This is a genomic window from Streptomyces silvisoli (assembly GCF_029269905.1).
Lineage (GTDB): Bacteria > Actinomycetota > Actinomycetes > Streptomycetales > Streptomycetaceae > Streptantibioticus_A > Streptantibioticus_A silvisoli_A.
Genome location: NZ_JARJBC010000014.1, coordinates 21192 through 33174, shown reverse-complemented (window position 1 = coordinate 33174; position 11983 = coordinate 21192). Strand labels below are relative to the sequence as shown.

Annotated in this window: 12 protein-coding genes; 7 read left to right on the top strand and 5 right to left on the bottom strand. The window is 70.9% G+C overall.

Annotation, left to right across the window (positions count from 1 at the left end):
• Positions 1-65 precede the first annotated feature (65 nt).
• Together P3G67_RS21510 and P3G67_RS21505 are read left to right on the top strand one after the other, a co-directional pair.
• Positions 66-992, top strand: coding sequence for a L,D-transpeptidase family protein (locus P3G67_RS21510; RefSeq protein WP_276094917.1), 927 nt, complete (start codon positions 66-68; stop codon positions 990-992).
• Positions 993-1075: 83 nt separating this feature from the next.
• Positions 1076-1756, top strand: a complete 681-nt coding sequence (locus P3G67_RS21505) for an SMI1/KNR4 family protein (RefSeq protein ID WP_276094916.1) — start codon at positions 1076-1078, stop codon at positions 1754-1756.
• Here P3G67_RS21505 and P3G67_RS21500 read toward each other — a convergent pair.
• The gene (locus P3G67_RS21500; protein ID WP_276094915.1) at positions 1684-2643 is read right to left on the bottom strand and encodes a N(4)-(beta-N-acetylglucosaminyl)-L-asparaginase; all 960 of its coding nucleotides are present in this window, start codon (positions 2641-2643) and stop codon (positions 1684-1686) included. The two genes, P3G67_RS21505 and P3G67_RS21500, sit on opposite strands and share 73 nt — an antisense overlap.
• An 82-nt stretch (positions 2644-2725) precedes the next feature.
• Entirely contained in the window at positions 2726-4177 is a 1452-nt protein-coding gene (locus P3G67_RS21495) for a lipase maturation factor family protein (protein WP_276094914.1), read from the bottom strand.
• Positions 4178-4327: 150 nt separating this feature from the next.
• Here P3G67_RS21495 and P3G67_RS21490 point away from each other — a divergent pair, with 150 nt between their 5' ends.
• From P3G67_RS21490 to P3G67_RS21475, 4 genes are all read left to right on the top strand, one after another.
• Entirely contained in the window at positions 4328-6046 is a 1719-nt protein-coding gene (locus P3G67_RS21490; protein WP_276094913.1) for an MFS transporter, read from the top strand.
• Between the two features lie 43 nt (positions 6047-6089).
• Positions 6090-6575, top strand: a complete 486-nt coding sequence (locus tag P3G67_RS21485; RefSeq protein WP_276094912.1) for a MarR family winged helix-turn-helix transcriptional regulator — start codon at positions 6090-6092, stop codon at positions 6573-6575.
• A gap of 158 nt (positions 6576-6733) precedes the next feature.
• Positions 6734-7090, top strand: a complete 357-nt coding sequence (locus tag P3G67_RS21480; RefSeq protein WP_276094911.1) for a PRC-barrel domain-containing protein — start codon at positions 6734-6736, stop codon at positions 7088-7090.
• Positions 7091-7112: 22 nt separating this feature from the next.
• Entirely contained in the window at positions 7113-7280 is a 168-nt protein-coding gene (locus P3G67_RS21475) for a hypothetical protein (protein ID WP_269858599.1), read from the top strand.
• A 73-nt stretch (positions 7281-7353) separates the two neighbouring features.
• Here P3G67_RS21475 and P3G67_RS21470 read toward each other — a convergent pair whose 3' ends face one another.
• The 3 genes from P3G67_RS21470 to P3G67_RS21460 form a co-directional block, all read right to left on the bottom strand.
• Positions 7354-8604 (bottom strand): S53 family peptidase, encoded by a 1251-nt coding sequence (locus P3G67_RS21470; RefSeq protein ID WP_276094910.1) that lies wholly within the window; start codon positions 8602-8604, stop codon positions 7354-7356.
• Positions 8605-8949: 345 nt separating this feature from the next.
• Positions 8950-10632 (bottom strand): LCP family protein, encoded by a 1683-nt coding sequence (locus tag P3G67_RS21465; protein WP_276094909.1) that lies wholly within the window; start codon positions 10630-10632, stop codon positions 8950-8952.
• Positions 10633-10825: 193 nt separating this feature from the next.
• Entirely contained in the window at positions 10826-11119 is a 294-nt protein-coding gene (locus P3G67_RS21460) for an ArsR/SmtB family transcription factor (protein WP_276095072.1), read from the bottom strand.
• 269 nt (positions 11120-11388) lie between these two features.
• On the opposite strand from P3G67_RS21460, the gene P3G67_RS21455 reads away from it, so the two are divergent.
• Positions 11389-11967 (top strand): DUF6542 domain-containing protein, encoded by a 579-nt coding sequence (locus P3G67_RS21455; protein WP_276094908.1) that lies wholly within the window; start codon positions 11389-11391, stop codon positions 11965-11967.
• Positions 11968-11983: the final 16 nt, after the last annotated feature.

Here is an 11983-nt window from a genome sequence, read left to right as displayed (position 1 = left end):
TACGACCACGCCGATCGCAGACCGTAGAACGCAGCCCTGAAGACCGCAGACCCGAAGGAGGAGGCGTGCCCCCATACGCTCCTGCCGCCGGACCGGAGCCCCGGTCACGCAGCGCGCCCGCCGCCCCGCAGCAGCGCACCCGGTACGTGTCCGAGCGGCCGGACAGGGTGGACGACGGCCCGAGCGCCGGACCGCCGGACGGTCGGCCGCCCCGGCACAGGACACCGGATCGGGACCGGCTGACCTGGCTGATCTGCGCGGGCGTCGGCCTTGGGGTGCTGGGCACCACCGCCCTGTACGCCAACCCGGGCGCCATGTTCCGGTCCACCCGGTCGGCGTCCGCCGAGGTGCGCCCCACGCACCACGCGGTCGCCCCGCCCGCCGCGCAACCCCAGCCGTCGGTGCGGCGGTTGCCCGGAATCGGCGCGCGGTTCGGCTCGGCGATCCCGGCGAACGCCCGGCAGGCCCTGGTGGTGGTCGGTCAGGGACCGGGCTCGTGGATGTCCACCGCGACCCTGTGGAGCCGTGACGACCACGGCGACTGGCACCCGAGCGAGACCTGGACCGCGCACAACGCACTGCGCGGCTGGACCCCCTCCCACCGGATGGACGACCTGCGCAGCCCGATCGGCGTCTTCTCCCTCACCGCCGCCGGAGGACTCGCCCCGAACCCCGGCACCAGGCTTCCGTACGACCACTCCCCGGCGTTCCGCGCGGTGGGGGCGGGCTTCGAAGGGGAGCCGCTCACCGGCTCCTTCGACTACGTGGTGGCGATCGACTACAACCGCGTGCCGGGCAGTTCACCGCTCGACCCGCGCACACCACTCGGCCGGGGACGCGGCGCCGGCCTGTGGGTGCACGTGGACCACCAGGGGCCGACCCACGGCTGCGTGGCGCTGTCCCGCGAGCACATGGTCGAGCTGCTGCGCAAGCTCGACCCGGCCGCCCACCCGGTGATCGTGATGGGGGACAGGGCGGCGCTGCGGCAGTGACGGCCACCGCCGGGCTGCCGCACACGCAGGCAACCGCCCGGCGGCCGGGCCGGATTGTCAGTGGGCCACGGCATCATGGCGGCATGGAGACTCCGCCGCGCCACGACCGGCTCCTGGCCCGGGTGACCGCCCGCGCCACGGAGCGCTGTGCCCCGCTACGACCGCCGGTGTCCGAGGGGGAGTTGGCGGCTGCCGTGCGGATACTGGGGTTCCCGCTGCATCCCCTGCTGGACCGGCTGTACCGGGAGGTGGCCGATGGCGGCTTCGGGCCGGGGTACGGACTGTTCCGGCTGTCAGCGCTCGCTGACGACTGGTCGAGTGAGACGGCGGGACCCCTCACCGCCGCCTACCGGGACCGCCGGGCACCCAACCTCGGGGACCGGGACTGGTTCTGGCCCGAGGGCGTGGTGCCGGTCCTGACCTGGGGGTGCGGCATGCTCGCCTGCGTGGACTGCCGCAGCCCGCGGGGCAACGTGCTGCTGTTCGAGCCCGACGCGGTCCAGGACGACTGGGCGGACGCCTGGTTCGTCGACTCCGACAGCCTGGCCGACTGGCTGGAGACCTCCCTCGACGGCACCGGCTGGTACAGCGATCCCGACGCGGACGACCCCTGGGCCGAGGCGGACCGTGCCGCCGCCCCGACGCAGCCGCGCCCGTGGGGCGCGCCGGCGAGGGCGCGCGGCGCGGCGGCTCAGCATGGATCGGTCAGCGACCTGCGCGGATGCGCCTCGGGCTCGGTGGAGGAGGCGGTCATCACCATATAGGTGCTGCCCGGCTGTCCGGCCGCGCCGCCGTGCCGGCCGTCCGGGGTGAGGGCCAGCGCCCGCAGCTCGGAGCGGAACGCGTCGGGCAGTGTGGCCGCGTCCCGTAGCGCGGTGTGGCAGGCCTCGCCGGGATCGTGCCCGGCGGCCAGCAGGTCGACCACGGTACGGGCGGTGCCGCCACGCATCGCCAGCTCACCGCGCCCGGTGCAGGCGGCACCGCCCGCCCGCAGATCACACCAGTTGCCGGCGCCCGGCACCGCCGAATCGCCCACCCGCCCCGGGTACTTGTAGGGGAAACCGGACGTCGAGACGCCCACGCACATCTCGCCGGAGGAGTCCAGGGCGATGATGTTGATGGTGCCCCACGGCTCGGCGTGCGGTGCCAGCCGGCGGATCAACTCCACCGCGTTGGCGCGGTAGTGGTGGTCCCCGGGGAGCGCCGCCGTGTTCTCTCCCTCGATCGACGCGGTGGACCACGCGACCTGCTCGCGCCACATCGTCCGGGACTTCTCGGTGATCAACTCGGCCTTCTCGAAGCCGCATTCGCGGGCGAACAGCGCGGCCCCCTCGCCCACCAGCAGGCAGTGCTGCGGCAGTTGCTCAAGTACCGCGCGGGCGACCGAGATGGGGTGCGGATAGTCGCGCAGCGCCGCCACCGCCCCGAACCGCCGGGTGGAGCCGAGCATCATCGACGCGTCCAGCTCCACCACCCCCTGGGCGTTGGGGAGTCCGGCAGTGCCCACGTAATGGTCGTTCGGATTGTCCTCGCAGTGGTGCATCGCGGCCTCCACCGCGTCCGGGGCGGAGCCACCGTGCCGTAGCACGTCCATCCCCGCCGGCAGGCCGACCTCGCTGCGCTCGCTCCCGATGATGACTGCGTTCGCCATGGCCCTCCGTACGTAGGACGTGCAGGTGCTCGGGCGCAGTCTGGCACCGCGCACCGTGTCCGTTCCAGAACGCCTTGCTGGCTTACGGGTGATACACGTCGGAAGTGAGGTTGCGCAGAGTGACCGGCGGCAGGTACTCGCGGATCAGCGTGCGCTCCCACCACGCGCCGGTGCGCCGCAACTCCCGCCAGTTGGTGAAGCGGTATTCGTACAGGCGGGCGCGGACATGGGTCGGCGGGGAGCCGGGGAACGGGTTGTCCCGCAGCAGCTTGAGGGTGGGCCGGTCGTTGTGCAGCAGCTTGGCGGCGAACGGCAGGAACCACGACTCGGCGTAGATGGACGACATCCCGGCGAACCACATCAGCCAGTCGAGCCGCAGATGGTAGGGCGCCCACTGGCGTGGCAGCCGCTTCGGGTCGCCCGGTTTCCCCTTGAAGCCGTACTCCCGCCACACCGTGTCGGGGGTGATCTCCGGCTCGTCGGTGCCCTCGACCACGATCTCGGTGCGGATCCGGTTGATGCTGCCGAACGCGCCGTAGGCGTTGACCAGATGGAACCGGTTGAACGAGTAGTTCATGACCTGGCCGCGTGAGAAGAGGTTGCGTGCGGGCCAGTAGCTGAGGACGGCCACCCCCGCGACGAAGGCCAGCACCAGGACCTCGAACCACAGGGGGGCGGCGGGCTGCGGGGGCGGCTTGGGCAGCCCCAGTACGTCCGCGGCGCGCGAGCCGTCCACGGCGGCGAGCGCGAGGACGATCGTCAGCCAGTTCAGCCAGGCGAAGTTGCCGGAGGCCACCAGCCACAACTGGGTGACGATGACCAGCCCCGCGGCCACGCTGGCGATGGGCTGCGGGGTGAACAGTGCCACCGGCACCACGAGTTGGGCGACATGGTTGGCACCCACCTCGACACGGTGCAGCGGCTTGGGCAGATGGTGGAAGAACCAGCTCAGCGGCCCCGGCATGGGCTGCGTCTCATGGTGGTAGTACAGACAGGTCAGATCGCGCCAGCACGGGTCGCCGCGCAGCTTGATCAGGCCCGCGCCGAACTCGACCCGGAACACCAGCCAGCGGAACAGCCACAGCACCAGCACCGGCGGGCCGGTGCGGGCGTTGCCCAGGAAGACCGCCAGGGCGCCCGCTTCGAGCAGCAGCGACTCCCAGCCGAAGCCGTACCAGAGCTGCCCGACGTTGACGATCGACAGATAGAGCGCCCAGAGCACCAGCCACATCAGCATGGCGGCCCACAGCGGTACGAGATCCGCCGCTCCCACCATGATCGCGGCCGACACCACCGTACCGGTCCAGGCGGTGAGGGCGAAGAAGCGATCCGAGTAGTGCAGGTGGAACAGGCTGGGCGCACGGCGGAACGGCGCCCAGGTCAGGAACCGCGGAATCGGCAGCAGCCCGCGCTCGCCGAGCAGCGCCCGGAACTGGTTGGCCGCCACCAGGAACGCCACCAAGTACAGCGCGGCCAACGTCCGTTGGACGATCAGCCGGGTCAGCCAGTACCCCGGCGCGGTGAACCACTGCATGTCCCATTGTGTGAACAACCCGCGCCCTTGCGCACACCCGGACACGGGCGCATAGTTGTTTTACGTCGGCTAACTATTTGGGGCTCGGGGGCACGCGAGCGCAGGCCTCCAGATGACGCGCCGCCACCCGAGCCCGCGCGGGAGGCGCACATGCGTTGGACCGCCCAGGACCACCCCGGCGCCAAGTGGGTGGTGCTCTCCAACACCACCCTCGGCACGCTGATCGCGATGATCAACAGCTCCATCGTGCTGATCTCGCTCCCCGCGATCTTCAACGGACTGCGCCTCGACCCGCTCCAGCCAGGCAACATCAGCTATCTGCTGTGGATGCTCATGGGCTACATGCTGGTCACCGCGGTCCTGGTGGTCACATTGGGCCGCCTGGGTGACATCTTCGGCCGGGTCAGGATCTACAACGCCGGATTCCTGATCTTCACCCTGACCTCGGTGGTGCTCGCGCTCGACCCGCTGCACGGCGGCGCCGGGGCGCTGTGGCTGATCGGCTGGCGGGTCGCGCAGGCGGTCGGCGGCTCGATGCTGATGGCCAACTCCGCGGCGATCATCACCGACGCCTTCCCGGTCTCCCAGCGCGGCATGGCGCTGGGCGTCAACGTGGTCGCCGGGATCTCCGGCTCGTTCATCGGCCTGCTGCTGGGCGGGCTGCTCGCCGAGTGGAACTGGCGCTCCATCTTCTGGGTCAACGTGCCGATCGGCCTGCTCGGCACCGTGTGGGCGTACCGCTCGCTGCACGACACCGGGATCCGCGGCCGGGCACGGATCGACTGGTGGGGCAACATCACCTTCGCCGTCGGCCTCACGGCGCTGCTCGCCGCCATCACCTACGGCATCCAGCCCTACGGCGGATCCACAATGGGCTGGACCAACCCATGGGTACTGGCCGGTCTGCTCGGCGGGACCGTGGTGCTGGCGCTGTTCGGTGTGATCGAGGCCAGGTCCGCGGAGCCGATGTTCCCGCTGCGGCTGTTCCGCAACGCCGCCTTCGCGGGCGGCAGCGCCGGAACCCTGCTCGGGGCGATAGCCCGCGGTGGACTGCAGTTCATGCTGATCGTCTGGCTGCAGGGCATCTGGCTGCCGCTGCACGGTTACGACTACGCCGACACACCACTGTGGGCGGGCATATACCTGATTCCGCTGACTGTCGGCTTCCTGGCGGCGGGGCCGATCGCCGGGCACCTGTCGGACCGGTTCGGCCCGCGGCCGTTCGCGGCGGGCGGGCTGGTGGTGATCGCGCTCTCGTTCGGCGGGCTCCTGCTGCTGCCCACCGACTTCGGCTACCTGCCCTTCGCGCTGCTGGTGTTCCTCAACGGGCTGGGCAGCGGCCTGTTCTCCGCGCCCAACACGTCGATGATCATGTCGAGCGTGCCCGCGGAGGCCCGTGGCGCCGCCTCCGGCATGCGGGCCACCTTCCAGAACGCCGGGATGGTGCTGTCCATCGGTGTCTTCTTCTCCCTGATGGTGGCCGGGCTGTCGGGCTCGCTTCCCACCGCGCTGAGCGGCGGCCTCACCGCGCAGGGCGTGCCACCCCAGGCGGCGCACGCCATCGCCGCGCTGCCTCCGGTCGGTACGCTGTTCGCCGCGTTCCTTGGGTACAACCCGGTCCAGCAACTGCTCGGAGCGCATGTGCTGGGGCAGCTACCGCCCGGCCACGCCGCAGTACTGACGGGGCGTCAGTTCTTTCCGCACCTGATATCGGGTCCGTTCCACGACGGCCTGGTGGTGGTCTTCTGCCTGGCGATCGCGATGTCCCTGGTGGCCGCGCTGGCCTCGCTGGTGCGCGGTCGGGCGGAGGGCGCCGAGGGTACGGATACGGTGAACGAACAACACTCCGCGACGGCGCGTACCCGCTGACCAGGCGGGCCAGCGCCCGGTCAAGGCTCCGAGGAGGGGCGCGGTGGACACGACCGACTCCAAGGCGACCGGCTCCAAGGCGACCGATCAGAACGCACTGGGCGGAATCGATCCCGCGACGGTCTCCCGGCTGCGTCTGGCGATCGCCCGCATCCACCGGCAGATGGTTCAGGCGTCCAGTGGGCAGGGCCTTACGTTCGCCCAGTTGTCCGCGCTGGCCAGGGTGGAACAGCACGGTCCGCTGCGCCTGGGTGAGTTGGCGGCCCGCGAACGGGTGGCGGCCTCCTCGATGACCAGGACCCTGGCCCCGCTCACGGCGGCCGGTCTGGTCGGCAAGGCCCCGGATCCGCAGGACGGCCGCTCCTGGCTGATCGAGGTCACCGCGCACGGCCGCGAGGTGCTGGCCGAGATCCGCCGGGAGCGCTCGGAGATGCTGGCGGCGCGCATCGGCGGGCTCACCGCCGAGCAGTGCGCGGCCCTGCACGCGGCGATCCCGGTGCTGGAGGCGCTCACCGACGAGCCCGAGTAGCCCGTTCGGCTGCCCGAGGTGCGACGCCCGTACCCGCCTGCCCGCTGAAGGGGCGTGGCTTCGGGTAGCGGTGCACAGTAGGAGAAGCAAACAGGGCGGAATGCGGGGATATGCCCCGGCGCCCCGCCCGTGCGGTGACGCAGATGGGGAGCGCAGCGATGTTCGAGGCCGGCGACATCCGGGAGTGGCGCGGCCACGACGTGGTCGACGACCAGGGCAAGAAGATCGGCTTCCTGGAGTCGGTCTATGTGGACACGGCCACCGACCAGCCCGCGTTCGCCACGGTGACGATCGGCATCCCCACCCGGCGCCGCCTGGTCTTCGTACCCCTGGGCGGAGCCACGGTCGGGCCGTCGTACCTCCGGGTCAGGTACCCCAAGGCACAGGTGAAGGACGCGCCGTGGATCGAGACCGACGGCGAACTGCTGGCCGCTCAGGAGGCGGCGGTGTTCGCCCACTACGAACTGGCGTACCAGACCGGCTCCGGTGGCGAACGCCGGCTGGCCCGCCGGTGAGCGGACGCGGAAGGAGGATGGGATGGCACTGTTCCTGCTGATCGTCATTCTGGCGATCGTGCTGGGCATCATCGGCGCCGTGATCAAGGGACTGTTCTACCTGCTGGTCATCGGCGTGATCGTGTTCCTGGTCGACCTTGTCTACCTGCGCACCCGGATGCGCTCCAGGCGCCGCCGCTCCCTGCGCTGACCGCGGACGTGGCACCGGGCCCCGGCCGCGCGTTGCGCAGCGGCGGGGGCCCGGTGTGCTTTACGGGTGGGCGTCAGCCGGTGAAGGCGGCGGTGCCGTTCGGCGTGCCGAGCCCGGTCGGGCCGTCGTAGCCCTGGCCCGCGTTGCACAGGTACGACGGGTCGCAGCTTCCGTTGGAGCCCGAGGTCACGTCGTTCAACGCGGAGGTGTTGTTGTACGGGAACGAGGCGGGGTTGCTGCCCGAGGACGGGGTACCGGCCAGGGCGTAGACGCTGGCGATGATCGGCGACGAGGCGCTGGTGCCGCCGTAGACGTTCCATCCGCTGGCCTGGTAGGTGTCGTAGACCGCCACACCGGTGGCCGGGTCGGCGACCGCGGAGACGTCGGCGACCGTACGGTTGGAGCAGCCGGTGTCGGTCTGCCAGCTCGGCTTGGTCTCGACGGTGGAGCAGCCGGAGCCGGTGCCCTCGCCGCCCGCGCTGGAGCCCCAGACGCTCTCGGACCAGCCGCGGGAGCTGGAGTCCTGGGTGAGCGAGGTGCCGCCGACCGCGGTGACGTTCGGCGAGGCCGCCGGGTACTCCACGCCGTAGCCGCTGTCACCCGCGCTGGCGGTGATCACGACGCCGGGGTGGTTGAAGTAGTCGCTGTCGGCCTGGGTGTCCGAGGGGTCCTCGGAGCCGCCGTAGCTGTTGGAGACGTATCCGGCGCCGAGGCTGACCGCCTCGTTGACCGAGGTGCCCAGGTCGCTCATGCTCGCCGAGTTCGCCTCGACCAGGATGATGTGCGCGTTGGGTGCGATCGCCGAGACCATGTCGAGGTCGAGGGATATCTCACCGGCCCAACCGGAGTCGGCCGAAGGGTAGTTGGTGCTGCCGTCCTGGGCGACCTTGCTGAAGCAGCCGTTGGCGGTGGAACACTCCGGCAGCCCGTACTGCTGGCGGTAAGTGGCCATGTCCGCTTCGGCGTTGGGGTCGTCCTGCGCGTCGACGATGGCGATCGTCGCACCGGCGCCGCCGTTGGCGGGCAGGTTGTAGGCGCTGAGCAGGTCGGACGGGCCGTAGCCGGAGGGGGTGGCGTTCCGGCTGAGTGAGTGGTGCTGCATGACGTCGGTCCGCATGAACGCGTTGCAGGCCATCATGCCGGGCTTGGTGGGGGCTGAGCACAGCCGCTTGACGTGAGGGTGGTGAGCGGCCGGGGTCGCGACCGCGGCGCCCGCCGGAGCCGCGGTGGCCAGACCCGCCGCGATCAGCGCCGCGGCCGAGAGGGATGCGGCGGCGGCCTGGCGGATCGGGCGTCTGGACAAAGCAGAGGAGAAGGTGCGCAAGGAACAGCCCTCCAGTGGGGGTTGGGACGACCCACGGCGGCGTCGGTGTGGGGTGGCGCCGTCGTACGAGTCCCGGTGCAGGGAAATGGAGCGTGAAGTGCGCTGCGCGAAAGGGTCTCGGCAGATGCGGGGCGACGGCAGTCAGGGGGAAGATAGTCATGGCCATGACATCCAACTGCCTGCCACCCCGCAAAGTGGTGTCTAACGAGGAGCAAAGTAGCCGACATGCTCCCTGGCCACAAGGGAGTTGACGTAGCCGAGGGCGATGAACCCCCGCTTATGGCCAGGTGAGCACTGGTGGTTGAGAGATGGACGGTGCCGCTGGGAAGCCGCCCCGGCCCGGGATCAGGGCGCGGAGACGGGGACGTCGGGACTGTCGGCGAAGGCCTGGATCGGCGACATGGCAACGCCGTTGACGGTCACCGTCTTGAACGTGCTCACCTGGGCGCAGGTCTTGGACTGGTCGGCGGTCTCGGCGTGCGCGTTGTCGGTCGCCGCCTTGGTGTCGGCCGGAACCGGGGTCGAGCTGGGCGGGGCGGGGTAGAGGTCACCGGTGGTCCAGTCGGTGCCGAGGACCAGGGTCACGTCGGAAACGGAGTCGTCCTGCTTCAGATGCGCGGCGGGCAGATGCAGCGCCCGCGCCACCGTCTGGGCCTCCGCCTGCTTGCCCGCGGGGTAGCGCAGAGTGGTGGCCGACGCGGCGGAAGGGGCGTTCGCGGAACTGGTGGACGGGCTGAAGCCCTTGTCCACCAGGGAGGTTGCCACGTCAGCGGCCCGGCCGGTGGCTCCGCTCCCGTTCTCCACCGCCACGGCTATCTGGGAGTCCGGCACGCTGCTGGCCGAGGGGGAGGGCGAGGCGGTCGCGGTCGAGGTCGCCGCGGCGGCGGCCGAGGACTTGTCGCCGCTACCGGTGGTCAGCGACTGGTCGTTGGCGATCGCGTCGAACAGGTTCTGCGCGGCGGGGGACACCAGTACCCGTGAGTCGTCCTGCGGGTCCGGGATGTTCTGCATCGTGGTGAACGTGATGCGGTTGGACGGCACCTTGTTGAGGTCGTCGGCCAAGCCGAGCAGCTTGGGGATGCTGTCCAGGCCGTCGTCCACGGTGAGCGCCTTGGTCGCCGCGTCGGCCAGCCCGTACAGCGCGCCGGGGTTGGTCAGCGTGCCCGCGCTCTTGAGCGTGCGGATCATGGACGACAGGTATATGTGCTGGCCGTAGGTGCGCCCGAGGTCGCTGCCGTCGCCGAAGCCGTGCCGCGAGCGGACGAACTCCAGCGCGGACACGCCCTTGAGCGTGTGGGTGCCCTTGGCCAGCTTCAGGTGTGAGTACGGGTCGTAGACGTTGTTGTCGACGCACACCGGAACGCCGCCCACGGCGTCCGACATGTTCACCACACCCTGGAAGTCGATCATCATGAAGTGGTCGATGGGTATCCCGGTGAGCTGGTGCACGGCCGCCACCGTGCACCCGGGCCCGTACTGCAGGGTGCTGTTTATCTGGTCCCGGTGCGCGGACATCACCGTGCCGTTCTGTGGATCCTTGCAGGCGGGCAGGTTGGTCATGGTGTCGCGCGGCACGCTCATCACGGTCGCGTTGGAACGGTCCGCCGAGACGTGGACCACCATCTCCACGTCCGCGTTCTGCCCGCCGCCGCTGCCGCAGTCGCCGCCCAGCTTGCAGTCCGCGGCGTTGTTCCGGCCGTCGGAGCCGAGCACCAGGATGTTGATCGGCGTGCGGCCGAACGCATCCGCTTTCTCCTTGCCCGCGTCCCCGCTGGTGCCGCCGAACAGCGGCACGCCCTTGATGTTGCCGTTGAGGTGCTCGTAGAGCACGGCGACCCCGCCCGCCGTCACCAGCACCAGTACCGAGGCGGTGATCGCTACGGTGCGCCCGACGCGGCGCTTGCGCCGGGCCCGCCGCTTGGCCCTTCTGCCGCCACCGGTCGCCGAGCCGTCCTGGACACCGCGCTCGCTCGCTGAGGCCTCGCCGTTCGCCACGGAGGCATCCGTGTTGTCCGTTGCGTCAGTCATGCGTCACCCTCACGCGGTCAAGCCGGGTCATCCGGCATTGGTTACCAGGCGACGGCACGATGGGACAGGCGCGCGTCGCGGTGCATCCCTGGCCGGGTAGACGAACGAGGTCGAACACAGGTTGCGCAGTTGCGCAATCCAGAAAGCCTCGCTGTACCGTCGAACCGTCCCTGGGCTGGGGCGATACGTTACGTCAAGCACCTAGCGTGGCTGGCGCGACGTCCTGTGTGAGCCGTTCCAGCATGAGCGTGGCGGCGGTGACGAGGTGCGGGTCGACCGCCCGGTACACGCTGAGGCGGGCCCGTCCGCGGGCCTGGACCACGCCCGCCAGCTTGAGTTTTGCCAGATGCTGACTGACCGCCTGCGGCGTGCCGCCCAACCGCCGGGCCGGCTGCGAGACATCGTTTTCCCGCTGGGCGAGGGCCCACACGATGTGCAGACGCATCGGAGACGACAAGAGTGCGAACGTGGCCGCCGCCAGGTGCAGAGCCTGCGCCGGGGGATCCCCGCGTCTCGCAGCCGGTGCCGCAACCTGCCCCGGACCCCGCCCTCGTCAAGGTACGCGGCCATGTACCCGCCACGGTCGTCGGGTGGCTCCAGAGTAGCCGAATAACTTGCTACATTGCGCAACTAAGCAAGTAGCGATCCGTTGCGAGAGGTGTCACGACCGTAGCCGGGTCGCCTTGCCCTGCCCATGGGGCAAGCCCAGCACGCTGCCGGGACGGACAGCCCGGCCGATCGATTGAGGGATTGCGTATGGCGGGCCGCCCAGCCGATGCCTTGGGGGAGAACGCGGAGCGGTGGCAGGACGGGAACGGGCCGGAAGCCGAGCCGCTCTCGGCGCGGTGGGTGCCGCAGCAGGCGGTGAGCCGGTCACGGGTCGGTGCGGTCGCCGCTCGGAGCCGCGCCGCGCGCGGCGCGGCGGCCAGAGCCCGCAGAGGGGAGTGGCATGCCGCTCCCGCCCGGGGCGTGATGCTGCTGCTGGCGCTGCCGGTGATGGGGGCGGCGCTGGACGAGGCACTCGGCGCGCGGCTGGGCTGGGCCTTTCTGCTCACGGCGGTCGCCGCGGGCGGGGTCGGTGCGGCCTCCTGCCCCCGGTCGGCGCTGTGGTGGCTGGTTCCGGCGCCGCCGCTGGTGGTGGCGTTGGTGACGGTCGGCGCGGAGCTGCTGTGTGGCCCGGCGGCGTTCCGGGGTGGCAAGGGGCTGACCACCGGCGCGGTGCGCTGGGGCGTTGACGCGTTCCCTGCCATGGCGGCGGCGGAGGCGGCCGTGCTGGCGGTGCTGCTGGTCCGGTACGTACGGACCCGGGGTGCTGGGAGGGCCGGGAGTGCCTGAGCGGTACGGCGCGGAT